The 24168-nt window shown below is 71.0% G+C and carries 24 protein-coding genes; 11 read left to right on the forward strand and 13 right to left on the reverse strand.

Annotation, left to right across the window (positions count from 1 at the left end):
• Nucleotides 1-11: 11 nt before the first annotated feature.
• A complete protein-coding gene (locus CYAGR_RS19285) occupies nt 12-536 on the forward strand; it encodes a hypothetical protein (protein ID WP_245552521.1) in 525 nt (174 codons plus the stop codon).
• Here the strand turns inward: CYAGR_RS19285 and CYAGR_RS12630 are convergent.
• The 4 genes from CYAGR_RS12630 to CYAGR_RS12645 all read right to left on the reverse strand — a co-directional run bounded on the left by CYAGR_RS12630 (nt 497) and on the right by CYAGR_RS12645 (nt 5590).
• On the reverse strand, nt 497-1804 hold the full coding sequence (locus CYAGR_RS12630; protein WP_015110219.1) for an HlyD family secretion protein: 1308 nt from the start codon (nt 1802-1804) through the stop codon (nt 497-499). The genes CYAGR_RS19285 and CYAGR_RS12630 overlap by 40 nt on opposite strands.
• A 70-nt stretch (nt 1805-1874) precedes the next feature.
• Complete coding sequence (locus CYAGR_RS12635) at nt 1875-2981, reverse strand: endo-1,4-beta-xylanase (protein WP_015110220.1); 1107 nt, start codon at nt 2979-2981, stop codon at nt 1875-1877.
• Nucleotides 2982-3049: 68 nt separating this feature from the next.
• Nucleotides 3050-5164 (reverse strand): NAD-dependent DNA ligase LigA, encoded by a 2115-nt coding sequence (gene ligA / locus CYAGR_RS12640; protein WP_015110221.1) that lies wholly within the window; start codon nt 5162-5164, stop codon nt 3050-3052.
• 3 nt (nt 5165-5167) lie between these two features.
• A complete protein-coding gene (locus tag CYAGR_RS12645; protein WP_015110222.1) occupies nt 5168-5590 on the reverse strand; it encodes a hypothetical protein in 423 nt (140 codons plus the stop codon).
• Between the two features lie 61 nt (nt 5591-5651).
• Between CYAGR_RS12645 and CYAGR_RS12650 the strand changes: the two genes are divergently transcribed.
• From CYAGR_RS12650 to CYAGR_RS12660, 3 genes are all read left to right on the forward strand, one after another.
• Complete coding sequence (locus CYAGR_RS12650) at nt 5652-6194, forward strand: SprT family zinc-dependent metalloprotease (protein ID WP_015110223.1); 543 nt, start codon at nt 5652-5654, stop codon at nt 6192-6194.
• A 138-nt stretch (nt 6195-6332) separates the two neighbouring features.
• The gene (locus tag CYAGR_RS12655) at nt 6333-7067 is read left to right on the forward strand and encodes a hypothetical protein (RefSeq protein ID WP_051017141.1); all 735 of its coding nucleotides are present in this window, start codon (nt 6333-6335) and stop codon (nt 7065-7067) included.
• Between the two features lie 68 nt (nt 7068-7135).
• Entirely contained in the window at nt 7136-7657 is a 522-nt protein-coding gene (locus tag CYAGR_RS12660; protein ID WP_015110226.1) for a DUF1269 domain-containing protein, read from the forward strand.
• Here CYAGR_RS12660 and CYAGR_RS12665 read toward each other — a convergent pair.
• From CYAGR_RS12665 to mnmG, 4 genes are all read right to left on the reverse strand, one after another.
• Nucleotides 7578-8096 carry a hypothetical protein gene (locus CYAGR_RS12665; protein ID WP_015110227.1) on the reverse strand — a complete coding sequence of 173 codons (519 nt, stop codon included), beginning with the start codon at nt 8094-8096 and terminating at the stop codon, nt 7578-7580. The genes CYAGR_RS12660 and CYAGR_RS12665 overlap by 80 nt on opposite strands.
• A 77-nt stretch (nt 8097-8173) precedes the next feature.
• Nucleotides 8174-8785 carry a chorismate lyase gene (locus tag CYAGR_RS12670; protein ID WP_015110228.1) on the reverse strand — a complete coding sequence of 204 codons (612 nt, stop codon included), beginning with the start codon at nt 8783-8785 and terminating at the stop codon, nt 8174-8176.
• Between the two features lie 18 nt (nt 8786-8803).
• A complete protein-coding gene (locus CYAGR_RS12675) occupies nt 8804-9637 on the reverse strand; it encodes a hypothetical protein (protein ID WP_015110229.1) in 834 nt (277 codons plus the stop codon).
• Between the two features lie 26 nt (nt 9638-9663).
• Nucleotides 9664-11619: a tRNA uridine-5-carboxymethylaminomethyl(34) synthesis enzyme MnmG gene (gene mnmG / locus CYAGR_RS12680; protein ID WP_015110230.1), complete on the reverse strand. Its 1956-nt coding sequence runs from the start codon at nt 11617-11619 to the stop codon at nt 9664-9666.
• A 91-nt stretch (nt 11620-11710) separates the two neighbouring features.
• Between mnmG and CYAGR_RS12685 the strand changes: the two genes are divergently transcribed.
• Both CYAGR_RS12685 and CYAGR_RS19425 read left to right on the forward strand, forming a co-directional pair.
• The gene (locus CYAGR_RS12685; RefSeq protein WP_015110231.1) at nt 11711-12295 is read left to right on the forward strand and encodes a cysteine hydrolase family protein; all 585 of its coding nucleotides are present in this window, start codon (nt 11711-11713) and stop codon (nt 12293-12295) included.
• Nucleotides 12289-13326, forward strand: a complete 1038-nt coding sequence (locus tag CYAGR_RS19425) for an FUSC family protein (RefSeq protein WP_015110232.1) — start codon at nt 12289-12291, stop codon at nt 13324-13326. Before CYAGR_RS12685 ends, CYAGR_RS19425 begins: the two co-directional genes overlap by 7 nt.
• Here CYAGR_RS19425 and CYAGR_RS19430 read toward each other — a convergent pair.
• The 4 genes from CYAGR_RS19430 to CYAGR_RS12710 all read right to left on the reverse strand — a co-directional run bounded on the left by CYAGR_RS19430 (nt 13253) and on the right by CYAGR_RS12710 (nt 17151).
• On the reverse strand, nt 13253-13972 hold the full coding sequence (locus CYAGR_RS19430) for a sterol desaturase family protein (protein WP_015110233.1): 720 nt from the start codon (nt 13970-13972) through the stop codon (nt 13253-13255). The genes CYAGR_RS19425 and CYAGR_RS19430 overlap by 74 nt on opposite strands.
• Before the next feature lie 130 nt (nt 13973-14102).
• On the reverse strand, nt 14103-15512 hold the full coding sequence (gene dnaB, locus CYAGR_RS12700) for a replicative DNA helicase (RefSeq protein WP_015110234.1): 1410 nt from the start codon (nt 15510-15512) through the stop codon (nt 14103-14105).
• Between the two features lie 118 nt (nt 15513-15630).
• Nucleotides 15631-16092, reverse strand: a complete 462-nt coding sequence (rplI, locus tag CYAGR_RS12705; protein WP_015110235.1) for a 50S ribosomal protein L9 — start codon at nt 16090-16092, stop codon at nt 15631-15633.
• A 42-nt stretch (nt 16093-16134) separates the two neighbouring features.
• Entirely contained in the window at nt 16135-17151 is a 1017-nt protein-coding gene (locus CYAGR_RS12710) for an acyl-CoA desaturase (protein ID WP_015110236.1), read from the reverse strand.
• A gap of 56 nt (nt 17152-17207) precedes the next feature.
• Between CYAGR_RS12710 and CYAGR_RS12715 the strand changes: the two genes are divergently transcribed.
• On the forward strand, nt 17208-18017 hold the full coding sequence (locus CYAGR_RS12715) for a hypothetical protein (protein WP_015110237.1): 810 nt from the start codon (nt 17208-17210) through the stop codon (nt 18015-18017).
• Between the two features lie 9 nt (nt 18018-18026).
• On the opposite strand, the gene CYAGR_RS12720 is transcribed toward CYAGR_RS12715, so the two are convergent.
• Nucleotides 18027-18899 carry an acyl-CoA desaturase gene (locus CYAGR_RS12720; RefSeq protein ID WP_083891446.1) on the reverse strand — a complete coding sequence of 291 codons (873 nt, stop codon included), beginning with the start codon at nt 18897-18899 and terminating at the stop codon, nt 18027-18029.
• Nucleotides 18900-19204: 305 nt separating this feature from the next.
• On the opposite strand from CYAGR_RS12720, the gene CYAGR_RS12725 reads away from it, so the two are divergent.
• The 4 genes from CYAGR_RS12725 to CYAGR_RS12740 all read left to right on the forward strand — a co-directional run bounded on the left by CYAGR_RS12725 (nt 19205) and on the right by CYAGR_RS12740 (nt 24161).
• A complete protein-coding gene (locus CYAGR_RS12725) occupies nt 19205-20437 on the forward strand; it encodes a methionine gamma-lyase family protein (protein WP_245552675.1) in 1233 nt (410 codons plus the stop codon).
• A gap of 27 nt (nt 20438-20464) precedes the next feature.
• Nucleotides 20465-20854, forward strand: a complete 390-nt coding sequence (gene gcvH, locus CYAGR_RS12730) for a glycine cleavage system protein GcvH (protein WP_015110240.1) — start codon at nt 20465-20467, stop codon at nt 20852-20854.
• Between the two features lie 95 nt (nt 20855-20949).
• The gene (gcvP, locus tag CYAGR_RS12735; RefSeq protein ID WP_245552676.1) at nt 20950-23841 is read left to right on the forward strand and encodes an aminomethyl-transferring glycine dehydrogenase; all 2892 of its coding nucleotides are present in this window, start codon (nt 20950-20952) and stop codon (nt 23839-23841) included.
• Between the two features lie 86 nt (nt 23842-23927).
• Nucleotides 23928-24161, forward strand: coding sequence for a hypothetical protein (locus CYAGR_RS12740; protein WP_015110242.1), 234 nt, complete (start codon nt 23928-23930; stop codon nt 24159-24161).
• Nucleotides 24162-24168 lie beyond the last annotated feature (7 nt).

A 24168-nucleotide genomic window follows, 5' to 3' on the forward strand; every position in this document is an offset into this window, starting at 1 on the left:
CAGTCGATCAGGTGATCGGCCTGACGCCGCCGCTGCTGGGGGCTGAACAGCAGCGATGGGTAGAGCTGGAGGGCGAATGTCAGCAGGTACGTGGACTCGCAGAGAAAGAAGACCAGGCTGAAGAAGAAGCTGACCGGGTGGGCGGTGTTGATGGTGGTGGCTCGCCACAGGAAGTAGCGGACGGCGAACAGCACCAGCACCAGCGAGGCCACCAGGTAGGCGGACGGACGTCGCGGCAGGAGATTCACCCCCAGGCAGAGACCCACGGCAAGGCACAGGGGCAGGACCGCATCGATCCAGGGATCCTGCACCTGCCAGGCTTCCGGCAGCGTCCGCCCATGGAGCGGGTTGAGCAGCCCGATGGCCACAACGGAGAACTGCAGATTGGCCAGCAGAAGGGCCGCGACGAGGCTGCCGGCGGAGATCAGCAATACCACCCATACCCAGGGCGAGATCCTCGTATTGCCTGCAGGATCCGAAAAGGAATGCAGGACTTTCATGATTCGAAGCTGACTCTCGCCGAGAAACCCACGTAGCAGAATTCTCCGGGAGGTGCAGGAAAATCGTTGAGGATGCGGATCTTCACCTCACTTTCCCTGGCAAGGTTGATGGGCACCGGCTGGGGTGCTTCATCCCCCAGCTGCGTCCGGCCGATGCCGGAGCGGATGCCGATCACTTCACCACGCAGTCGGTCGCGGTTGCCCACCAGCTGGATTCTGGCGTTGCTGCCCAGGCGGATCCGATTGAGATCATTCTCCGCCACCGTGGTCGTCAGCCAGCGCTGGCTGCAGTCGATCAGCTGGATCACCGACTGCATGGCGTCCACCGAATCTCCCTTCTGCGCCCCGAGCTGCCAGACCACCGCCTGACGGGGGCTCACGAGCCGCGCCCGGCTGCGTTCCTGCCATTCCTGACGGGCCACCTTCAGCTGCTCCTCCAACCCTTTGACCTGGAGGCTCTGGGTGCGCACATCCCCTTCCGCGTTCTCCAGGGCGATGGTCGCCTCCTGCAGGCGGACCACCGGATCGGAGCTGCTGCGGTTGTTGCGCAGGGTGAGGTCGTCCCGGGAGGCCTGCAGGATCGCCGTCTGACCCGCCAGCTGGGCGGCAAGCCCCCGCACCTCGCGATCCCGCTGCAGTTCGGTGGTGCGGGCCCGGTCGACCACGTTCGCAGCCACGGCGCCGGCCCGGAAGAGCTCCTCCTGCCGCCGGGTCTCTCGGCGGGCGAAGGCCAGTTCCTTTCGGGCCCGATCCAGGGCGAACCCAAGACCGTCGCGGTCGCTGCGGTCGCGGGAGATCTCCAGGGTCCGCTGCTGGCGGGCATCCTGCTGCAGACGGTTCACGAGCTGCTGCCGGAGATCCCTGCGGGTCTGCAGATCCTGCAGCCGGGCGCGGGCGGTCCGCAGGTCGGTCTCGAGGGCGGCGAGGCTGTCGCGCCGTGCCATCGGGTTCACCACGATGGCCAGGGTCTGTCCGGCGCGAACCTCCATGCCCGTTCCCACCGAGAGATTCTCAAGCGTGCCACTGACGGGACTGCGCAGGACGATCGGGGTGGCGTTGATGACCGCGTCGCGGGAACGTGCGGTGAAAAAGTTGATCACGATGGCGAGGGCTGTGATCAGCAGACCGGCCGAAATCACCAGGATGGTGAGATCGGCTCTCCGGGAGCGGGGAATCGCATCGTCCTCTTCCGGGTCGGGGCCTTCGATCGGTGCCTCGGGGAGGAAGGGTGGACCGGGAGCCTGGGGTGGATCGCCAGCTCTGAGCGGGTCGAGGTGGAGAAGACCGCTGATGGCTGATAACATCCAGGTGGCATATGGAATGGTGGTTGATTCTATAGGCGTCAGGATTTATCGGGTGAAAGTATCCTTTTGATTACCTGTTAATGGCTGGTGATCCTGATGACTTTGCCCCTGGTGGCTTGAGGGCGGCCTGGATGGCTGCGCTGGCCGCTTTCGGTCGGTTGTTGTCATCGAAGGGCAGAGGCCGCTGGGGCAGGCCATCTGCCCGGGGCATGAACGCATTCAGCCAGGTGGTGCGATCACTCAATCCCCAGGTGGTGATCAGTTTCAGCCGCGGTTCCGGCAAAACCGCTGCCAGGAAGGCGCCATACACCGCCGCCACGGCCCGGTCCCGCTCCGGGATGGCCGCCGGCAGTTCCCGGTCGTTCACGTCCAGTTCGGTCACGAGGATGTCCAGGTCCAGGGCTGCCAGCTCCCGCAGGAAGGCGGGCAGGGTGCGGAAGGTGGTCGGTCCGCTGCCGTTGGCGTAGAGATGGGCCTGCAGGCCCACGGCATGGAGGGGAACGCCGCGCTGCCGCAGCTGCCGCAGGAGCGTCAGGAAGGCCTGCCGCTTGCGTTGCGTCTTGGCGTCATCGCCCTCCAGCCCGTACTCGTTGATCACCAGGGCCGCCTGCGGATCGGCCCGGTGCGCGAGGGTCAGCGCCCGGGCGATGTAGCCGGGGCCCAGCCGCTCCAGCCAGAGGCTGCGGCGCAGGCCCGTGCCGTCGTCGGCGATCGGCTCGTTCACCACGTCCCACGACGGCAGCTGGCCGCGGTAGTGGCCCACGACGGTGCCGATGTAGGTCGCCATGGCCCGATCCAGCTCCGCCGGCGGCAGGGCCTTCACCCAGGCCGGCAGCTGCTCGTGCCACACCAGGGTGTGGCCCCGCATCGCCAGGCCCTGTGCACGGGCGAAGGCCAGCAGCCGGTCCGGGGCGTTGAAATCGAAGCGCCCGGGCGTGGCCTCCACCCCATCCCACTTCAGTTCCGATTCGGGCACGATCAGGCCGCTCTGCTCGCTCACCAGGCGGCGCAGGCCCGGATCCCGCAGCTGGTCATTGGTGACGGCGGTGCCCCAGCGCAGCCCGCGCGCCGCCGCCAGCCCCTGCAGGGTCGGGGCCGCCTCCGGCGGCAGGGCCCGGGCCACGCTCCAGCCCAGGGCGGCCACCACGGCGATCACGATCAGTTGCCGTCGTCGCATGGACCGGGGACAGGGGCACCCCCGTCACTCTGGCCGTCCGTCCCGGCGCCGTCATCCACGCGGGAGGCTCAGGCCGGATCCGCCGCCAGCAGCGCCCGCAGGCCGTCCTCGTCCAGCACGGCAACACCCAGGGACTGGGCCTTGGTGAGCTTGCTGCCGGCTTCCTCGCCGGCCACCACGTAGCTGGTCTTCCGGCTCACCGAGCCGCTCACCTTCCCTCCGGCCGCCTCGATCAGGGCCTGGGCCGCGGCGCGACTCAGGGAGGGGAGGGTGCCGGTGAGCACGAAGGTGAGCCCCGCCAGGGGCATCCCCGCCGGTGCCCCCCCATCGCCGCTGCCATCCGGCTCCGGGGGGGCGGCCAGGGAGAAGCCCAGCGCCCCCAGGTGCTCCAGCAACAACCGATTGGCCGGCGTGGCGAACCACTGCCGCAGGGACTGGGCGATCTCAGGGCCGATGCCGAAGACTGCCGTGAGCCGATCGGCGGGCTCGCTGGCCTCGCCGGCTTCGTTTGCTTCGTCGGCGAGGGCGGCGTCCTCCAGGGCCGCGGCGCTGGGGAAGGCCCGGGCCAGGGCCTTGGCATTCACCTCCCCCACGTGGTGGATGCCGAGGCCATAGAGCTGGCGGTGCCAGGGCTGTTGCTTCGACGTCTCCAGGGCGGCCACCAGCTTGGCGGCCGAGGTCTCCCCCATGCGCTCCAGGCTGGCCAGCAGGGCGGCATCGAGCCGGTAGAGGTCGGGGATCGAGGCCACCAGGCCCCGGTCCACCAGCTGCTCGATCAGCTTGATGCCCAGGCCGTCCACATCGAGGGCCCCCTTGCTCACCCAGTGGCGCAGGGAGCCCCGCAGGATGGCGGGGCAGCCGTTGTTGACGCAGCGGGTGGCGGCCTCCCCCTCCTCCCGCACCAGCGCCGAACCGCACTCCGGGCAGGTGGGGGGCAGCTCCAGCCGCCTGGCCCCCGCCGGGCGAAGCTCGACCAGCACCCGCACCACCTCGGGGATGATCTCGCCCGCCTTGCGCACCACGATCGTGTCGCCGGCGCAGAGATCCAGCTCCGCCAGGCGATCGGCGTTGTGGAGGGTGGCGCGGCTCACGGTGGTGCCGGCCAGGGGCACCGGTTCGAACTCCGCCACCGGCGTCACGACCCCCGTGCGGCCCACCTGGCAGGTGAGGCGCAGCAGGCGGCTGGGGGCCTCCTCGGCGGCGTACTTGAGGGCGATCGCCCAGCGGGGCGCCTTCTGGGTGAAGCCCGCCTCCTCCTGCAGGCGCAGGTCGTCGAGTTTCACCACCACCCCATCGGTGGCGTAGGGCAGGCCGCGGCGCTCCTGCTCCCAGCGGTCGCAGAAGGCCTTCACCGCCGCCAGATCGGGGCAGAGGGCGCAGTGGGGATTGACGCGGAACCCGGCCGCCTTCAGCCACGCCAGGGCCTGCCACTGGCTGCGGGGCCCGGCAGGGTCTCCAGGGCCGGCTTTCCAGCCCTCGGGCAGGTGCAGGGTGTAGGCGAAGAACGACAGGCCGCGGGACGCCACCACCTTTGGATCCAGCTGCCGCAGGGTGCCGGCACAGGCGTTGCGCGGATTGGCGAAGGGGGCCTCGCCCCGCTCAGCGCGCTCAGCGTTGATGGCCGCGAAGGTCCCCTCGGGGATGAAGGCCTCACCGCGCACCTCCACCCACGCGGGGGGCAGCTCCAGGTCGAGGCGCAGGGGCACGCTGCGGATCGTGCGCACGTTGGCGGTGATCTCCTCGCCCCGCTCCCCGTCCCCCCGGGTGGCGGCCCGCACCAGCACCCCCTGCTCGTAGCTGAGGGCGAGGGCATTGCCGTCGATCTTGAGTTCGCCCACCATTGGCAGGGCCGGCGCTGGTGCGCCCTCCTGGGCCTCCCGGTCGAGCACCCGCAGCAGCCGGGTGTACCAGCCGTCGAGCTCGTCGTGGGAGAAGGCGTTGTCGAGGCTCAGCAGGCCGATCCGGTGGGCCACGCTGGTGAAGGCCTCGGCCGGGGCACCGCCCACCCGGCGGGTGGGGCTGTCGGGTCGGATCAGCTCCGGATCGGCCTCCTCCAGTGCCACGAGCTCCCGGTAAAGCCGGTCATAGACCGGGTCCTCCATCACCGGAGCATCGAGCACGTAGTAGGCGTGGGCAGCGCGGTGGAGCAGCCGCCGCAGTTCCTCCGCCCGGGCTTGGGCCACGGCTCAGGCGGCCGCCAGCTTGGTGATGCGATCCACCCGCCAGGCCTCCTCCACCTTCACGAAGGTGAAGTCGAGGGGGAGTTCCTCCTTGCCGTCGCTCTTGAGCTTGACCGTCAGGATCACCTGGCCCTCCTGCAGCCGGGGCCGGCCGGACTTGAGGTTGCGGTACTTGTTGAGCTGCAGCCCGGCCAGGAAGCGGATGAACTGCTGGCGGTTGACGTGGGAGCGGTAGTTGCGGGTGGTGAGCAGGTAGGCCCCGTCCACCTGGCCGGAGGCCACCTGGGTGAAGAACTGCTTGATCAGCGGATTGATGCCCCGGGCACTGAGCACCAGCCTGACCGCCGAGATGGTCCAGTACAGAAGCAAGCCACCGGCTCCCGCGAGCAGGAGCTTGGTGCCGATGTCGCGGGCCAGTCCCCAGTCCATGGTGATCCCATCCGTTCGCAGCGTTGCAGAGTCTGACGGACGACCCCACCAGAATGGGCCGATGCCCCTGGAACCGCTGCTGCCCCTGTTCCACCGGCTCAACCGCGAGCACTTCGACGGCCAGCTCACCCGGGAGAACCGGCCCCTGGTGGATGTGCGCTGGAGCGACGGCCGCCTCACCCGCACCGCCGGGCTCTACCGGCGGGGGCGTCTGGCCGACGGGCGTGACCTGTGCGAGATCGTCCTCTCCCGCCCTCTGCTGGAGCCGCTGCCGCGGCAGGCCACCCTGGGCACCCTGTGCCACGAGATGATCCACGCCTGGGTGGACCGGGTGCTGGCGGTGCAGGAGGTCCATGGCCCCCGCTTCCGAACCCGGATGGAGCAGATCAACCGGGCCCAGGACGACTTTCAGGTGAGCCTGCGGCATCGTTACCCCCTGCCGGTGGCGGCCAGCCGCTGGATCGCCCGCTGCCCGCGCTGCGACAGCCGCACGCCCTACCAGCGCCGCCGCCAGGGCCTGGCCTGCCGCCACTGCTGCGAGCGTCTCCATGGCGGGCGCTGGGATGCGAGCTGCCTGCTGGTGTTCGAGCCCAACACCGCCTAGGTTCTGGCGCAGGTGTTGGGGCCGATGGCGACATTTCTGTGGACCCTGGAATGGGGCGGCTTCACCATTGCCCTGGTGGGGATGGGGCGGGAGCACTGGTTGTCCGGTCGGCGCCGTTAAACTGGCCTGATGCATCCGATGGATCAGGGCGACGGCCGCGTGCGGGATCCCTGGGACCGCGACCCCCCCGACCGCGAATCCCGCGATCGCGACCCCAGAGAACGCGAATCCCGCGATCGCGACCTCCTGCAGCGCGATGGACGCGAGCGTGAGCTGGCCCGGCGCCCCCGTGGCGGCGGCGATCCCCTCGATCAGCGCGTGGATCGCTGGGTGACGGCCGGCCGGCAGTTCGTCGAGGGGGTGGCGGGGTCCCGGCCCGGTGGCCGTCCCGCCGGGCGGGGGGGCGAGCGCCGCCCCCAGCTCCGGCCCCGGATCGACGAACTCGGCCGCTGGGTGGAAGGCCGCCTCGACTGGCTGCTCGACGACGGCGACGACTGGAGGGAACCCTGGCAGGAGAGCGACCGCGGCGCCCCAGGGGCCCCGGAGCCGCCACCAGCTCCCCTCCGGTCCCGCCGGCCGATGCTTGAGGCGGTGTCCCGGCGCGTCCGCCCGGCTTCGCCGTCCCGTCCCCCCGTCGCCGAGGCCCGTTCCGCCTCGGCCTCCGCTCCCATCTCTGCCTCGGCTCCCGCCGCCGGGGCCGACGATGACTGGCCCGATGACGACAGCTTCACCCTGCCCCGCTGGCAACGCCCCGAGGCGGCCCGGCGCGACGGCAGCGGCGAGCGCGTCCCGGGCTCGGGCGAGCCGGACGCGGCCTTCACCCCTGCGGCCTCCGGCCGGCCGCTGCCCCGCTCCAGCCGTCGCCGTGCCTGAGCCGCCGATACCTCCATTTCGGCAGGTTGTGGGTTAGGACTGACGTCGTACCTGAAGGGATCTCGGCCATGAGCAGCCTGGTGGTGGTTGGGTTTCCGTCCGTTGAGGAGGCCGACCAGGTGCGGCGTCAGCTGGTGGAGATCCAGAAGGAGGAACTGATCGCCCTCGAGGACGCGGTGGTCGTCGAGGCCGAACCGGACGGCAAGGTGCGCCTGCACCAGTCGGTCAACCTCACCAAGGCCGGCGCCCTCGGCGGCGGCTTCTGGGGCACGCTCGTGGGCCTGCTGTTCCTCAACCCCCTGCTCGGGGCGGCCGTCGGCGCCGGCCTGGGGGCCGCTTCAGGTTCCCTGTCGGATCTGGGCATCAACGACAACTTCATGCGCGAGGTGGGAGAAACCCTCCCCCCCGGCAGCGCGGCCCTCTGCCTGCTGCTGCGCGACGCCACCCCCGACCGGCTGATCGAGAGGCTGCGGGTTCATGCGCCCCACGCCAAGCTGCTGCGCACCAACCTCAGCCATACCGACGAGGACCGGCTGCGTCAGATGCTCGAGCAGGCGAGCAAGCAGGCCCAGGCCCTGCGGCTGTCCTGAGTTTCGTGTTGACCCGGAAGCTGCAGCCCCGCTGACGCAGTTCCCTGTTCACCGGCTTCACCAGGTCGCGGGGCACGTCAACGGCCATCTCCTCGGCCGAGATGCTGATCGACGGGGAGCCGTTCTGCAGGGCGCTGAGCAGATCGGCCCACAGGCTCACCATGGTGCGCTGGGCCTGGGGAACCAGCCCCAGGCGCTCAAGGTAGGGCGCGCACCCCTGGTGCAGCCAGAGGCTGGAGTGATGATGGCCCGGCTGGGGCCGCATGGCCAGTCCGGCCGCCAGGGCTTCGGCGGTCGGTTCGCCGCTGCTGCGGCGCAGGCCGGAGGCCACCAGCAGCTTTCCGGTGTGGACGGCGGAGACGCCGTAGCGGCGGCCCAGTTCGGTGAGGGTGAGCCAGTCCCCTGCCGGCGGGGTCTGGGCGCTGTGGCGGGTGGCCATGGTCCGGTTTCGAATGACCGAATCCTGGCCAGGGAGCCTGGAGCGTCAATTCGTCAACAGCAAACCGCCACATGGCGTTACTGAATTGATGAGTCTTTACGAACAGATCCCACCTGGGCCGGTCCCAGCCACCGCTCCAGCGCCGGGGAGAACACCTCCCGGATCACGGTGAGCTCCCGCCCGTGGCGAAAGAAGCGGTAATGCCGGCTCCAGAAGGGGCCGTCGCAGCCGAAACGCTCCGCCAGCCAGGGTTCCTGCACCTGGCCAAGGCCATCCACCTCGCGGTACAGCTCCGCCCGTCCCGCCGAGAGGCTGCGCCAGATCGGCAGCCGGCGATCCTGCAGATGGGCCTCCGCCTCGGCCTGGTTCCACCAGCTCTCGGCCCAGCCCAGGGTCTGGGGCCCGCAGGTGAGCCACACCTGGCGTCGCAGCAGGGGCTCGGCCAGCCCGGCCACCTCAGCGGGCGCGCCGGCGGAGACCCCCGGTTCGGAGGCCATGGCGATCAGCTCCACCTCCACCGGATGGCCGGTGAGGAGCTGCAGATGGCGCGTCGGGCTGCCGTCCCCCAGCAGCAGCAGCGTCCACGGGCCGCTGAGCTCACCGCCGACCGGTGGCTGCGGGCGCTCGGCGGCCCTGGCCTGCCACAGGCACGCGGGGGACGGCAGCAGGCCGCCGGTGGCTTGGTTCATGGCGGGCCGGAGGGCAGGTCAGTAGCCGTTGCTGATCGAGATGCGCCGCACCTCGCCGCCGCGTTCGATCATGGCGGTGTCGCCATCGGCGGAGCGAAGCCGCCAGCCGCTGGATCCGATCGCTTCGCCGACGCTGACGCTGGTGGAGCTCCCCCCCATCTGGAAGATCGCCGAGGCGGGCCGGCCCGCCGAGCCCACCACCCCCACCAGTTCAGGCACGGGCCCAGCGGCCGGGGCGGCGCTGCGTTGGGCGTAGCCCCCATCCCCACCGGTGGCGGGAGGCGCGGCGGCGGCCAGTTTCGGACTCACAGGGACCCGCAGGACCGGAGCCCTCGAGCCCTCGGGCTGGGGCAGCTGGGCGAGCTGCTCGATCCAAGGTTCTTCCGGCGGCGGTGGCAGCTGGTCGCTGGCGAGCGGCAGGACGGACGGGCCGCCGGCCAGGGTGGCGCCGACGCCGGCTCCGAGCGGGGCGGGGTTGGCCGGGCCGAGGCTGCGCAGCCGCTCCACCAGCAGCAGGCTGCGCTCCTGGCTGAGGGCCTGCTGCATGCGGCTGGAGTGGGTGAGATACAGCACCGAACTGGCGACGCTGACCATGCAGACCCCGCCCATGGCCGTGAGCAGCAGGGTGTTGCGGTCGGTCCGCGACGGGGCCGGGGCGGCCGGTCGTCCCCGCAGCCGCCGCACCGGGGGGGCCAGGGGCAGGGCCGGGGGCGGCTCGACCTGGGAGGCCACGTCGAGATCGATGGTGGCCTCCGGGTCGAAGACCCGGTTCATCATCTGCTCGGCCTTCAGCTCCCAGTAGGCGCGGGAGGTGGGGATGCCGCGCAGGGGACGCCGAGGGGAGGGGCTCATCTGCAGTCCTCGGCGTCAGGCGTGCGTCACTGTAACGATGCTTCCAGGGTCTGACGAGGGCCCGGCTGTCCCCGGCGCCGCTGCAGCTCCAGCCAGAGCAGCAGGGCGTTGACATCGGCGGGGCTGACCCCGGGAATGCGGGAGGCCTGGCCCAGGCTGCGGGGCTGGATCGCGGCCAGCTTCTCGCGGGCCTCCGCCGAGAGGGTGCCGATGGCGGCGTAGTCCACACCGGCGGGGATGGCCCGCTCGAGCTGGCGCCGCACCCTCTCGATCTGCTGTTCCTGGCGGGCCAGGTAGCCGCTGTACTTGATGTCGATCTCGGCGCCGTCGCGCACGTCGATCGGCAGATCCGGATCGGTCAGACCCAGCCGCATCAGATCCTCGCTGTGCAGGCCCGGCCGGCGCAGCAGATCGGCCAGGGTGATCGAGCCGTTGATGCCGCCGCCGGTGGCGGCGGCCACGGCGGTGGCGGCGGGATCGGAGGCCTTGAGCCGCACCGTCTCCAGCCGCTGTTTCTCGGCGTCGATGGCGGCCTGCTTCTGCTCGAACAGGCGCCAGCGCCGCTCGTCGATCAGGCCCAGCCGGCGGCCCAGGGGCGTGAGCCGCCGGTCGGCGTTGTCGCCGCGCAGTACCAGGCGGTACTCGCTGCGGCTGGTGAGCACCCGGTAGGGCTCCTTGAGGTCCTGGGTGACCAGGTCGTCGATGAGGGTGCCGATGTAGCTGCCTTCCCGGGGGAAATGGACCGGGTCCTGGCCCCCCAGCAGCCGGGCGGCGTTCAGGCCGGCCACCAGCCCCTGGGCGGCAGCCTCCTCGTAGCCGGTGGTGCCGTTGAGCTGGCCCGCCGAGAACAGGCCCCGCAACCGTTTGGTTTCCAGGGAGGGCTGCAGCTGGGTGGCCGGCAGGATGTCGTAGTCGACGGCGTAGGCGGGGCGCAGCATCACGCAGGCCTCCAGACCCGGAAGCGTCCGCAGCAGGGCCAGCTGCAGGGACTCGGGCAGGCCGGTGGAGAAGCCCTGGACGTACAGCTCGGGCGTGTCGCGCCCCTCCGGCTCGAGGAAGATCTGGTGGCTGTCCTTGCCTGCGAAGCGCACGATCTTGTCCTCGATCGAGGGGCAGTAGCGGGGCCCCTTGCTGTCGATGAAACCGCCGTAGATCGGCGTGAGGTGGAGGTTGTCGCGGATCAGCTCATGGGTGGCCGCCGTGGTGCGGGTGATGTGGCAGGCCATCTGCTCGCCGCTCACCCGGGCGGTGGGATCGAAGCTGAAGAAGCGGTCGGCGGCGTCGCTTGGCTGCTCCTCCAGCTGGTCGAGGGCCACGCTGCGCCGGTCGACGCGGGCGGGGGTGCCGGTCTTGAGGCGGTCGGTGCGGAAGCCCAGGGCCTGCAGCGCCTCGGTGAGGCCCTCGGCGGGCTGCTCGCCGGCCCGGCCCGCCGCCATCGAGCGGTTGCCCACCCAGATGCGGCCCCCCAGGAAGGTGCCGGTGGTGAGGATCACGGCGCCGGCGCCGTAGACGCTGCCGAAGTAGGTGCGCACCCCGATCACCCGGGCCGGCGGACCGGCCGGGTCGCGGGGATCGCCCTCCAGCTCCAGCCCCGTGACCATCGCTTCGCGCAGGGCCAGGTTGGGGGTGTGCTGCAACAGCTGCAGCATCTGGCGGGCGTACTGGCGTTTGTCGGTCTGGGCCCGCAGCGCCCAGACGGCCGGGCCGCGGCTGGCGTTCAGCAGCCGTTTCTGCAGGGCGGTGGCATCCGCCAGCCGGCCGATGACGCCCCCGAGGGCATCCACCTCGTGCACCAGCTGGCTCTTGGCCGGACCGCCCACGGCGGGGTTGCAGGGCTGCCAGGCGATGCGGTCGAGGTTGAGCGTGAACAGGGCTGTGGACACCCCCAACCGGGCGGCGGTGAGGGCCGCCTCGCAGCCGGCATGGCCGCCGCCGACCACGATCAGGTCGAACGATTCGGTGGGGGCTGCGCTCAGTGCCATTCGTTGAATGTATGGCGCTGCAGGGGCCGGTGGGGCTGCAGGCCTGGGTCCGGCGTCCGATGATGGGGCCCCGCGCCCGAGGCGCCCGCCCATGCGCAGCGCCCTGGTGCTGATTGATCTGATCAACGACCTCATCCACCCCGACGGGGTTATGCCCACCTGCGCCGTCGAAGTGCAACGGCGCGGCGTGCTGGCGGCGGCCAACCAGGCGCTGGCAGGGGCCCGCGCCCGGGGCTGGCCCACGCTCCTGGTGAAGGTGGGCTTCCGAGCCGGCTACCCGGAGCTGCCCGCCCACGCGCCGCTCCTGGGCCGCGCGCGGGAGCTGGGGGCCCTGCGGCTGGGTCAGTGGGGCACCGAGTTCCACGCCGACCTGGCGGTGGAGCCCGGCGATCCGGTGCTGGTCAAGCACCGGTTGAGCCCCTTCCATGGCACCGCCCTGGCCACGCTGCTGCGGGCCGGCGGGATCGAGCGGCTGCTGCTGGGGGGTGTCAGCACCGCCTGGGCGCTGCAGGCGGCGGCCCGGGAGGCCCACGACCGCGACTTCCAGGTGGTGCTGGTGGAGGACGCCTGCGCCGCGGCGACCCCCCAGGAGCACGACCAATCCATCGGGCAGCTGTCCCGCCTGTCCGCCGTGGTGCGGGCGGCGGACCTGGCCGGGCTGGGCGACCCTTGCTGAGGGCTCCGGCCTGGCTCGACGGCCCTGCCCTGCTGCGCGGCAGCGTGGCCCTGGCGCCCGGCTGGTTGCTCTACGTCCTCACCGGCCGGGCGCTGCTGCTCAGCGGCGGCCTTCTGACCATCGCGCTGCTGATCGGCGTGGAGCGCTGCCAGCGCTCGCTGCTGCTGCTGCTGGTCCATGCCCTGCTGCTGGGGCTGTCCATTGCGGCCTTCTTCGCCGTCGAGACTTCGGCCCCCCTGTTCGTGCTGCTCTGTTCGCTCTACGGCTTTCTCAGCCTCTGGATCGCCCGCCTCGGGGCTCGCTGGGCCTCGGTGGGCAGCTTCACCTTCATCCCCGCCCTCTACTTCTCCTTTGAGCTCCATGCCGCCGGCAGCACCCTCGCCCAGGGCCTGGTGGTGCTGGCCGTGGGTCTGCCCCTGGCGGTGGGCTCGGTGCTGCTGGCCACGGTGGTGCTGCCGCCCCGGGGCTGGCGGTTCGGATGGCGCCGCTGGCCCCTGGAGCCGGACCAGCGCCGACGGCTGGGGCGCCAGGCCCTCGGGCGTGCCCTGGCGGTGCTGGTCACGGCGGTGGCGGTGAGCCTGTGGCATCCGCCCTTCGGGCAGTGGGTGATCTGGTCGTCGGCCAGCGTGGCCACCGGTGAGGTTGTGGCCGCCCGCCACAAGGGGCTCAATCGGCTGGTGGGTGCCCTGGTAGGCCTGCCGGCCGGGGCCCTGCTGGCCCTCCTGCTGCCCCCCAGCCCCCCTCTCCATGCCCTGGGGATCGGCCTCACCCTGCTCACCCTGGTGGCCTTCCGCGACTACCGGACCGGCTTCGCCAGCCGCTGTGCCCTGATCGTGCTCACGGCCGCGGCGGCTGGGGAGGGTGTGGGTATCGGTGTCGATCGGTTCGTGCTGGTGGTGGCGGGTGGGGCGGTGGGTCTGGCCCTGGTGTGGCTGGTGATGGAGGGGCCAGGGGCGCTCAGGGCCCCGGTGGCTGCAGCGAGGCGGCGTAGGTGGGATCCTCGGTGCCGAACACCCGATCCCAGAAGGTGAAATAGAGCCCGAAATGGTGGCCGTGGCGGCGGTGGTGCAGGGAGTGGTGGGCGGGGCCGATCAGCCAGCGCCCCAGCCAGTGGTGGGGGAAGCGCAGGGGCAGCACCTCCAGGCCCAGGTGGTTGACCACGGCCCACACCGTCATCGTGGTGAGCACCGCCAGCAGGGTGGCGAAATGCAGGGGAATCAGCATCACGATGCCGATCAGGAACAGGGCCTGAACAACGGCTTCCAGGGGGTCGAAGGCGAAGGAGGTCCAGGGTGTGGGCTGCCGTGATCGGTGGTGGCCCCGGTGAAACCAGGGGAACAGTTTCGGCTGGTGAAACAGACGGTGGGTGGCATAGAAATAGGCATCCTGCAGCACCAGTACGGCCAGATAACTGAGTGGCAGGGTCCACCAGCTCGCGGCATGGATCTGGCCATGCAGACGGGTCAGACCCTGCTCCTGCAACGTCATCACCAGGGCGGTGGCCAGGGAGAAGATGGCGGCGGAGATGATGGACAGCTGGATGTCATTGAAAACGGAGACCCTGGCCTCCTGGCGCTGATAGAGCAACCAGTGGGCGAAGCCGGCCATGGCGAGATAGCGCGCCAGGATGATGGCGAAAAAGGCGAAAACGTAAAACCAGAAGGAATGATGCTGCACTGATAGATCCACCAGACCATCTCCAACATCCCCATCAACCCTAGGGGCCCTTCCCCTGGCCGGATACGGCGGATATCCCTATGCGGGGCCGCGCTGCAGCGGATCAATGCAGCGCCACCCTGCAGCGGATCTAGGCAGCGAGATTGCGGAAGCGGGTGAACTGGGGCTCAAACAGGAGCTTCACGGTGCCGACGGGGCCGTTGCGGTGCTTGGTGACGATCACTTCGGTGATGCCGCGGTCGGCGGTTTCCGGGTTGTAGTACTCGTCGCGGTAGATCATCAGCACCAGGTCGGCGTCCTGCTCGATCGAGCCCGATTCCCGCAGGTCGCTGAGCATGGGGCGCTTGTTGGTGCGGGACTCGACACCGCGGCTGAGCTGGGACAGGGCGATCACGGGCACGTGCAGTTCGCGGGCCATGCCCTTGAGGCCCCGGGTGATGCGAGAGAGTTCCTGGACGCGGTTGTCCGGGGTGCTGCCCTCCATCAGCTGGAGGTAATCGATCACGATCAGGCCGAGTTCCTTGCCGGTTTCGGCCATCAGGCGCCGGCAGAGGGAACGCATCTCGAGCACGCCGGAATTGGGCTTGTCGTCGATGAACAGGGGCAGCTGGCCGAGGCTGTGAATACCGTTGCCGAGCAGGGGCCACTCCTCCTGCTGCAGGCGGCCTGTGCGCAGGCGGCCGCTCTCGATGCCCACCTCCATCGACAGCAGGCGGTAGGTGAGCTGCTCCTTGCTCATCTCCAGGCTGAACACGCAGACCGGCAGCTGGTGCAGCTGGGCGACGTTCTTGGCGATGTTGAGCACGATCGAGGTCTTGCCCATGGCGGGCCGTCCGGCGACGATGATCAGGTCGCTGCGCTGCAGGCCCTGGGTGATGGCGTCCAGGTCGTAGAAATTGACCGGGATGCCGGCGACGGCGGTGCCGAGGGAGCGGCTCTCGATCTCGTTGAAGGTGCTGGTGAGGATCTCCGCGGTGGGGGTGAGGCCGGCGGTGGGCTTCTCCTGGCTGATGGCGAAGATCTTCTGCTCGGCCTCATCGAGCACCTGCTCCATGGGCAGGCTCTGGTCGAAGCCGAGCCGGATCACCTCGTTGGCGGAGCGGATCAGCTGGCGCCGCAGGTGCTTGTCCATCACCAGCCGCGCCACCTGGTCGATGGAGGCGGTGGAGAGGGTGCGTTCCACCAGTTCCACCAGCCGGGAGCTGCCGCCCACCTTCTCCAGCTGGCCGGTGTCGGCGAGCCAGGCGGCCATGGCCGTGAGATCGGTGGGCTTGCCCTGGCTGTGCAGCATCAGGGCGGTGCGGTAGATCTCGCGGTGGGCGCCGAGATAGAAGGCCTCGGGTCGCAGCACGTCGGCGACCCGGCCGATGGCATCGGGATCGAGGAGGATGCCGCCGAGCACCGACTCCTCCGCCTCCAGGTTCTGGGGCGGAACCGAATCGGGCAGGGCTTCGAAGCCGGCCTGCTCGTCGCGCCGGGACGTCGGCCGCGGGCCGTCGGGCCGGGGCGGGTCGGAACCAGCCAGGGGCACGCTCACCATGGACGGGACTCCAGAACGCGACTCAAGTGGAGGGGAGCCGGATCGGACGGGGCCGTGCGCCGGTGAGACCCCTCAGTGTGGAGACCGGCGCGAAAAAAATCGGTTCGTGGCTGCCTGATCAGTAGCTGACCACTTCCAGGTTGACGTCGGCGACGACCTCGGGGTGCAGCTTGACCTGCACCTTGTAGGAGCCGGTGCGGTGGATCTCGGGAACCGTGATGGCGCGGCGGTCGACCTCCTTCTTGGTAGCCGCTTCGATCGCCTCGGCCACATCCCCGTTGGTGACGGTGCCGAAGAGGACGTCGTCACCGCCGGTCTGCTTCTTGACGGTGAAGCGGCCGATGGTGTCGAGGGCGGTCCGGAAGGCGACCGCCTCGGCCTTCAGGGCCGCCTGGCGCTCCGCCTCCTTGGCCCGGCGGTGCTCCACCTGGCGCAGCACCGCGGCGGTGACGGCCAGGGCTTTGCCGGTGGGCAGGAGGTAGTTACGGGCGTAGCCGGGAGCGACATCCACCAGGTCCCCGTCTTTGCCCAGGGAAAGGATGTCCTCGCTCAGGACCACCTGCACACGCTTCTTGACCATGACAACGCCCCGGCTGAGCCTTCTGAAATCCGATCGGCAAGCCTACGACATGGCCCTGGTGGGGGCAGCGGCCCGGGGCAGGCGGACCCGGGTGGCCAGGCCCAGGGCGCGCATCAGGCGGATGTGCTGCCAGGTGAGGTCGAACTGGCGGGGGCCGAAGCCGTGGCGGGCCGAATGGGGGTAGGCGTGGTGGTTGTTGTGCCAGCCCTCACCGAAGGTCAGCGCCGCCACCCAGGGGTTGTTCTTCGACTTGTCGCCGCTGTCGTGGACGGCCTCGCCCCACATGTGGGTGGCCGAGTTCACCAGCCAGGTGCACTGGTAGACGATCACCAGGCGCAGGGGGATGCCCCACAGCACCAGGGCCCAGCCGCCGTCACCGGTGACGGTGCCGATCCAGAAGAGCAGCAGGCCCAGGGGCACCTGGAGCAGCAGGAAGCTGTGGTTCAGCCAGCGGTAGTAGGGGTCGGCGGCCAGGTCGCCCGTGAGCCGGGGCACGGCGGCCATGGCGGGAATCTCCTCGAACATCCAGGCCATGTGGGACCACCAGAAGCCCTTGTTGCTGTCGTGGTGATCCGCTTCCGTATCGGAAAATTTGTGGTGGTGGCGGTGCAGGCCCACCCAGTCGATGGGGCCGTGCTGGCAGCTGAGGGCGCCGCAGGTGGCGAAGAAGCGCTCCAGCCACTGGGGAACGCGGAAGGAGCGGTGGCTGAGCAGGCGGTGGTAGCCGATCGTGACGCCCAGGCAGGCGGTGACCCAGTACATCACCAGCAGGGCACAGGCAGCCTCCAGGCTCCAGAAGCGGGGCAGCAGGGCCACGACCGCCAGGATGTGGATCACGACCATGAAGCCGATCGTGCCCCAGCGGGTGCCCTTGGGGGAGACGCCCCGGGGTTCGCCGCGGCGCGGTTCGTGCAGGGCCCTGGCCCTGACCAGGGAATCGGGCCCCCGGTTGATGGCGGCGGGGCGGCGGGTGTGGCGGGCTTTGGTGCCGGCATCGCGGCGGTCGCCGGATGGGGCGCCTGGCTGGGTGCCGGGGCGGGAGAGGGGGGTGACGGCCATGAAGGACCGGGCTCCTGATGAGTGATTAAGATGGTAGCAATACGAATCCTGATCGAGTGGGGTATCGAGACGAACTCGTATCTGGCCGCGTCGCCTTCGCCCACCTGATCCGCGTCTGGCATGAGCGCAACGGCTGGTCCCACAGGGTTCTGCCGATGCTGGCCGAGGCCCTCGACCTGGGCCGGGTGCACAACTCCCAGCTCTCGATGCTGCGTAACGGCAAGCTCGCCTCCCCCGGTCCGGAGGTGTTCCTGGCCCTGGGCAGCGTCAATCTCTGGCTCGATGCCCAGGCCCCCGGGGGCCGGCTGGAGCCGCTCCCGGCCCGCACCCTGCTGGCGGCCCACCCCGAGCTCTTCGAAGCCCTCTGCAGCTCGGCCCTGCCGGTGCGCGACGAGCAGCAGCGGGTGCTGGGGCCCGGGGCCCTGCTCGAGGTGTTCGTGGGTTTCCGCCAGCCGCCGGCCAGCTTCGATCTGCGCATCAGCGAGGCGGAGGCCGCAGGGCTCAGTGCCGCCCTGGCCCAGCTGCTCACCGCCGGCCGGCCCTGGCGGGACTGCCGCGACCGGCTGATGGCGGCCTATCCGGGGGCCAAGCGCCAGCGGCGGGAGCGCTTCGCCGAGGTGATCGCCGGCCAGCGCGACTACACGGCGGTGGAACTTGACGCCGAGCTGCCCGAGCTGCGGCGCACCCTGGCGGCCCTGGGGGCGGCGGGGGAGGAGGAGCTGGGCCCGGACCGCTTCCTGGAGCTGCTGCGGCAGCGGGCCCGGCGCCTGCAGGGGGACGCCTCCGGCCAGGGGCCGGACGACCTGGCGGCCGCCATCCGTCGCGAGATCGGCACGGCGATCCCGGCCACCCCGGCCGAGCTCTGATTCAGGGATTCAGGCGGCGGCGTCGGCGCGACGGCCGAAGACCGGGGCGATGCGCACCTTCCTGGCCAGGCCGAGGGCCCGCAGGGCGCGGATGTGCTGCCAGGTGATGTCGAACTCGAACCAGCGCAGCCCGTGGCGGGCCGAATGGGGATAGGCGTGGTGGTTGTTGTGCCAGCCCTCGCCGAAGGTCAGCAGGGCCACCCACCAGCAGTTGCGGGAGCGGTCGGGGCAGTCGAAGTTGCGGTACCCGAAGGCATGGGTGGCGGAGTTCACCAGCCAGGTGACGTGATAGACGAGCACCAGGCGCAGGGGGATGCCCCAGAGCACCAGCCCCAGGCCGCCGCCATGGACCCCCGCCCAGTTGCCGTACCAGTAGAGGGCGGCCCCCAGGGGCAGCTGCAGCAACAGGAACCAGCGGTCCAGCCAGCGGTAGAAGGGGTCCTTCTCCATGTCGCCGGTGAAGCGGTGGATCTCGGTGAGGGCCGGGATCCTGTGCAGCATCCACTCGCTGTGGGCCCACCAGAGGCCGCGGGCGGCGTCGTGGTGGTCGTTGGGCTGGTCGGAGAAGAGGTGGTGGTGGCGGTGCAGGCCCACCCATTCGATCGGTCCGCTCTGGCAGGCCAGGGTGCCCATCAGAACCAGCAGCCGCTCCACCCAGCGGGGTGCCTCGAAGCCCCGGTGGGCCACCAGGCGATGCAGCCCCAGGGTCACCCCCAGCACCGTGGCCCAGTAGAGGACCGCCAGCACGATCACCCCCTGGAAGCTCCAGAAGCGCGGCAGCAGGGCGAAGACCGCCCCCACGTGGATGGCCAGCATGAAGCCGGTGGTGCCGGTCTTGAACTTGCGCTGGTTCGCCGGCAGGGGCGGCCGGGGCCGTTCCATGGCCGCCAGCAGCTGGGCCTTCTTGCGAGAGTGGCTGGTGTCCTGCAGGGGTACGCGCACGGTCCGGGCGCTCTGGCCTGATCGGGAGGCTTCGGATCGTGCGACCAAGCGGTTCTCCGGTGGAAGGGCGGGTGGGCTCTGGGGCTCGTCCTCCCATCCTGACCCACGGCAGCGATGCCAGAGTGACCCCTGCTGGCCCCAGGGCTTTGGAGCAGGTCTGTCCCGGCCCCGCTGACACGGTTGCCCCTGACACGGTTGCCGCTGACACCGTCGCCGCTGACACCGTCGCCGCCGCCCTCGAGCGGCTGGCCCCGGCGGCTGCCCGCCGCACCGCCGCCGTGCGGCCCCGCCTGGGGCGGGTGCTGGACGCCTTCGCGGCCGAGCGCCTGGGGGTGCATCACTTCGCCTCGGTGAGCGGCTACGGCCACGGCGACCTGGGCCGGGAGGTGCTCGATCGGGTCTTCGCCCGGGTGCTGCAGGCGGAGGCCGCCGCCGTGCGGCTCCAGTTCGTCAGCGGCACCCACGCCATCACCGCCGCCCTGTTCGGGGTGCTGCGGCCCGGGGACCGGCTGCTGGCACTCACCGGCCGCCCCTACGACACCCTCGAGGAGGTGATCGGGCTGCGGGGCCGGGGCCAGGGGTCCCTGGCCGAGTTCGGCATCACCTACGACGAGCTGCCCCTCAGCGCCGACGGCCGGGTGGACGAGGCGAGCCTGGAGGACGCTCTGGCCCCTGAGACGCGGATGGTGCTGATCCAGCGCAGCTGCGGCTACAGCTGGCGCCCCTCGCTGTCGGTGGCCACCATCGGGCGCCTCTGTGAACGGGTCAAGGCGCTGCGGCCCGATTGCATCTGCTTCGTCGACAACTGCTACGGGGAACTGGTGCAGGAGCTGGAGCCCACCGCTGTCGGGGCCGACCTGATCGCCGGCTCCCTGATCAAGAACCTCGGCGGCACCATCGCGCCGACAGGGGGGTATGTCGCCGGCCGCCGGGAGCTGGTGGAGATGGCCTGCTGCCGGCTCACCGCGCCGGGCATCGGCAGCGAGGGCGGCACCGGCTTCGACCAGTACCGCCTGCTGTTCCAGGGGTTGTTCCTGGCCCCCCAGATGGTGGCGGAGGCCCTGATCGGCGCCGATCTGGTGGCCGAGGTGTTCGCGGGCCTGGGCTATGCGGTGAACCCCGCCGCCGGGGCCGAGCGCAGCGACGTGATCCAGGCGGTGCGGCTCGGCGGCCCCGAACGGCTGATCGCCGTCTGCCGGGCCTTCCAGCGGGTGTCTCCGGTGGGGGCCTACCTGGATCCGGTGCCGGCCCCCATGCCCGGCTACGCCAGCGATCTGGTCATGGCGGGGGGCACGTTCATCGACGGCAGCACCAGCGAGTTCTCCGCCGACGCGCCGCTGCGGGAGCCCTGGGTGCTCTATGCCCAGGGCGGCACCCACCACGGCCACGTGGCCCTGGCCCTGGAGCGCGCCCTGGCCGCCCTGGCGTCTCTTGGTGACATCGGGGTGGCTCCGGTCTGCACCGCTCGGTCAGACTGAGGGCCGCTTCTCCGCATCTCACCGGCCTTGGCGCACTCCTTCCCCGACGACTGCCGCTACTCCGAGAGCCACGAATACGTGCGCCCGGAGGGTGACCTGGCGCGGCTCGGGATCAGTTCCTTCGCCGTCGATCAGCTGGGGGACATCGTCTTCGTCGAGCTGCCGGCGGTGGGGGCCGCCCTGGCGCGCGGCACGAGCTTCGGCAGCGTCGAGTCGGTCAAGGCGGTGGAGGACCTGATGGCTCCGGTGAGCGGCACCGTGGAGGCCCGCAACGAGGCGGTCCTGGCCAGCCCCGAGGAGCTCCAGAACGATCCTTACGGGGAGGGCTGGCTGCTACTGGTGCGCCTGGGGGCCCCCGCTGAGCTCGACGACCTGATGGATGCCGCCACCTACGGGGCCAAGGTGCAGGCGGGCTGATTGTCCTTAGGATCCCGCCACTTCCCCGCCGAACGCCCGTGTCCGCCTCCTTCCTGGTCCGGCATCTGGGTCCGGATCCCGAGGATCAGCAGCGGATGCTGGCGGAGCTCGGCCTCGCTTCCCTCGATCAGCTGGCGGCCGAGGTCGTTCCCGCCGACATCCTGCTGACCGCGCAGGAGGCCGAGGCCGGCCTGCCGCAGCCCTGCCCGGAGGCCCAGGCCCTGGCGGAGCTGGGGGCGCTGGCCTCACGCAACCAGGTGCTGCGCAGCCTGATCGGCCTCGGCTACCACGGCACGGCGACCCCGGCCCTGATCCAGCGCCACGTGCTGGAAAACCCCTGCTGGTACACCGCCTACACCCCCTACCAGGCGGAGATCGCCCAGGGGCGCCTGGAGGCCCTGCTCAATTTCCAGACCCTGGTCAGCGAGCTGACGGGGCTGCCGATCGCCAACGCCTCCCTGCTGGATGAGGCCACCGCCGCCGCCGAAGCGATGGCGATGGCGGCGGCGGTCACGACGCGCCGCGGCGCCCGCCGCTTCCTGGTCGACCGGGCCGTCCTGCCCCAGACCCTGGCCGTGCTCCAGACCCGGGCCGAACCCCTGGGGATCGTGATCGAGACGTTCGAGGCCGAGGCCCTCAGCGCCGCTGCCGATCCGGCGCTTGGCGAGGACGTCTTCGGCCTGCTGCTGCAGCTGCCCGGGGTCGAGGGGCGGCTGTGGGATCCCGCTCCGCTGCTGGCGGCGGCCCGCTCCGGCGCCGTGATCAGCACGGTGGCCGTGGATCCCCTGGCCCAGGCCCTGCTGGCCCCGGTGGGTGCGCTGGGCGCCGACATCGCCGTCGGCAGCCTGCAGCGCTACGGGGTGCCGATGGGGTTCGGGGGGCCCCACGCCGCCTTCTTCGCCACCCGGGAGGCGTTCAAGCGCCAGATCCCCGGCCGCCTGGTGGGGCAGTCGAAGGATGCGGAGGGGAACCCGGCCCTGCGGCTGGCCCTCCAGACCCGGGAGCAGCACATCCGGCGCGACAAGGCCACCAGCAACATCTGCACCGCCCAGGTGCTGCTCGCCGTGATGGCGAGCTTCTATGCCGTCCACCACGGCCCCGATGGCCTCGAGGCCATCGCCCGCCGCCTGCTTGTCCTGCGCCAGGGCCTGGTGCTCGCCCTGGACGCCCTGGGGCTGCCGGCCGATCCGGGCGCCGCCTTCGACACCGTGGTGGTGCGTACTGCCGCGGCCCCCGCCCTGCGCCAGCGGGCCGTGGCCGCCGGCTTCAACCTCCGCTGCGGCGTCCGGGGCGATGACGGCGCGGCCGCCCTGGCCATCAGCCTCGATGAACTCTCCACGCCCGAGGAGCTGGCCGCCCTGCTGAGCGCCCTGGCGCCGGACCCGGCCACCGCCGCAGCGGCCCAGGCGGCCCTGCGGGCCGGCCTGACCACCCTGGAGGCCCGGCCCCTGGCGGAGCTGCTCGAGGGCGTTCCCCTGCGGCAGGTCCCCTGGCTGCGCCAGGAGGTGTTCCACCGCTATCGCAGCGAGACCGAACTGCTGCGCTACATCCAGCGCCTGGTGAGCAAGGACCTGTCGCTCGTCCACGGCATGATCCCCCTGGGCAGCTGCACCATGAAGCTGAATGCCGCGGCCGAGCTGGCCCCGGTGAGCTGGCCGGCCTTCGCCCAGATCCATCCCTTCGCCCCCGCCGACCAGACCGCCGGCTACGGCGCCCTGGTGGCGGATCTGGAGGCCTGGCTGGGGGCGATCACCGGTTTCGCGGGGGTGTCCCTGCAGCCGAACGCCGGCTCCCAGGGCGAGTACGCCGGGCTGATGGTGATCCGGGCTTGGCACCGCAGCCGGGGCGAGGGCCATCGCCAGGTGTGCCTGATCCCCACCAGCGCCCACGGCACCAATCCGGCCAGCGCCGTGATGGCGGGGATGCGGGTGGTGGCGGTGGCCTGCGACGCCCAGGGCAACATCGACATCGCCGACCTGGAGGCCAAGGCCGCCACCCACGCCGCCGACCTGGCGGCCCTGATGGTCACCTACCCCTCCACCCACGGGGTGTTCGAGACCGGCATCCGCCGCATCTGCCAGGTGGTCCATGACCATGGCGGCCAGGTGTACCTGGACGGCGCCAACCTCAACGCCCAGGTGGGCCTCTGCAAGCCCGGCCTCTACGGCGCCGACGTCTGCCACCTCAACCTGCACAAGACCTTCTGCATTCCCCACGGCGGCGGCGGCCCCGGGGTGGGACCGATCGGGGTGGCGGCCCACCTGGTGCCGTTCCTGCCTTCCCACCCACTGGCCGCGGCGAGCGCTGCAGGGGCGGCGGATGAGGCCATCGGTCCGGTGTCGGCGGCCCCCCTGGGCAGTGCAGGCATCCTGCCGATCAGCTGGATGTACATCCGCATGATGGGCGGCGCGGGCCTGCGCACCGCCAGCCAGGTGGCCCTGCTGGCGGCCAACCTGATCGCCGAACGTCTCGAGCCCCACTTCCCCGTGCTCTACCGGGGCCGGGGCGGCCGCGTGGCCCACGAATGCATCCTCGACCTGCGGCCCCTCAAGCGCAGCTGCGGCCTGGAGGTGGACGATCTGGCCAAGCGGCTGATGGACTACGGCTTCCATGCCCCCACCGTCAGCTGGCCCGTGGCCGGCACGGTGATGGTGGAGCCCACCGAGAGCGAATCGCTGCCGGAGATCGACCGCTTCTGCGCGGCCATGGAGGGGATCCGCCGTGAGGCCTGGGCCATCGAGACCGGCGCCGCCGACCCCCTCGACAACCCGCTCAAACAGGCGCCCCACACCCTGGCGGCGGTCACCGCCGACCACTGGGATCGGGCCTACAGCCGCAGCGAGGCGGCCTTCCCCGCCGGGGAGAGCCAGCGGCAGGCCAAGTTCTGGCCGGCCGTCGCCCGCATCGACAACGCCTTCGGTGATCGGAACCTCGTCTGCACCTGCCCGAGCGTCGAGGAAGTGGCAATCGCCGAACTGGCCGCCTGAGTGTTCCGGCGGTACCTTTTCTCCCCGGGATGCCGCATCATTGCTGTGCCATCCCCACACGGCGATGGCAACCGCCTTTCATTGTCATGGGGTTCATGAACGGCAACGACAGTTCAGGCGGTGAGCCGGGCACGGGGATCCTTTCCCCGGATCTGCCGGAGGCAAGCCAGCGGGTGGACGGCACCAATGTGGTGCGGGTGCCCTTCGGGGTGCGCCGGGCCCGGCGCCGCCGCCCGGAGCGGCCCGACCACTGGGCCACCCTCGTGCTTCCTTTCCAGGCGGGCGGCGGAGGATCGCCCACGCCGCCCCACGCGGCCTAGGCCCGCA

It is taken from the genome of Cyanobium gracile PCC 6307, from assembly GCF_000316515.1.
Classification (GTDB): Bacteria; Cyanobacteriota; Cyanobacteriia; order PCC-6307; family Cyanobiaceae; genus Cyanobium; species Cyanobium gracile.

Bases quoted from the DNA above. Each gene is read 5' to 3' on its own strand.
- CYAGR_RS12630 (WP_015110219.1), bottom strand. From the start codon at position 1,804: ATGTTATCAGCCATCAGCGGTCTTCTCCACCTCGACCCGCTCAGAGCT.
- CYAGR_RS12635 (WP_015110220.1), bottom strand. From the start codon at position 2,981: ATGCGACGACGGCAACTGATCGTGATCGCCGTGGTGGCCGCCCTGGGC.
- CYAGR_RS12645 (WP_015110222.1), bottom strand. From the start codon at position 5,590: ATGGACTGGGGACTGGCCCGCGACATCGGCACCAAGCTCCTGCTCGCG.
- CYAGR_RS12650 (WP_015110223.1), top strand. From the start codon at position 5,652: ATGCCCCTGGAACCGCTGCTGCCCCTGTTCCACCGGCTCAACCGCGAG.
- CYAGR_RS12655 (WP_051017141.1), top strand. From the start codon at position 6,333: ATGGATCAGGGCGACGGCCGCGTGCGGGATCCCTGGGACCGCGACCCC.
- CYAGR_RS12660 (WP_015110226.1), top strand. From the start codon at position 7,136: ATGAGCAGCCTGGTGGTGGTTGGGTTTCCGTCCGTTGAGGAGGCCGAC.
- CYAGR_RS12665 (WP_015110227.1), bottom strand. From the start codon at position 8,096: ATGGCCACCCGCCACAGCGCCCAGACCCCGCCGGCAGGGGACTGGCTC.
- CYAGR_RS12670 (WP_015110228.1), bottom strand. From the start codon at position 8,785: ATGAACCAAGCCACCGGCGGCCTGCTGCCGTCCCCCGCGTGCCTGTGG.
- CYAGR_RS12675 (WP_015110229.1), bottom strand. From the start codon at position 9,637: ATGAGCCCCTCCCCTCGGCGTCCCCTGCGCGGCATCCCCACCTCCCGC.
- mnmG (WP_015110230.1), bottom strand. From the start codon at position 11,619: ATGGCACTGAGCGCAGCCCCCACCGAATCGTTCGACCTGATCGTGGTC.
- CYAGR_RS12685 (WP_015110231.1), top strand. From the start codon at position 11,711: ATGCGCAGCGCCCTGGTGCTGATTGATCTGATCAACGACCTCATCCAC.
- dnaB (WP_015110234.1), bottom strand. From the start codon at position 15,512: ATGGTGAGCGTGCCCCTGGCTGGTTCCGACCCGCCCCGGCCCGACGGC.
- rplI (WP_015110235.1), bottom strand. From the start codon at position 16,092: ATGGTCAAGAAGCGTGTGCAGGTGGTCCTGAGCGAGGACATCCTTTCC.
- CYAGR_RS12710 (WP_015110236.1), bottom strand. From the start codon at position 17,151: ATGGCCGTCACCCCCCTCTCCCGCCCCGGCACCCAGCCAGGCGCCCCA.
- CYAGR_RS12720 (WP_083891446.1), bottom strand. From the start codon at position 18,899: ATGGAACGGCCCCGGCCGCCCCTGCCGGCGAACCAGCGCAAGTTCAAG.
- gcvP (WP_245552676.1), top strand. From the start codon at position 20,950: ATGCTGGCGGAGCTCGGCCTCGCTTCCCTCGATCAGCTGGCGGCCGAG.
- CYAGR_RS12740 (WP_015110242.1), top strand. From the start codon at position 23,928: ATGGGGTTCATGAACGGCAACGACAGTTCAGGCGGTGAGCCGGGCACG.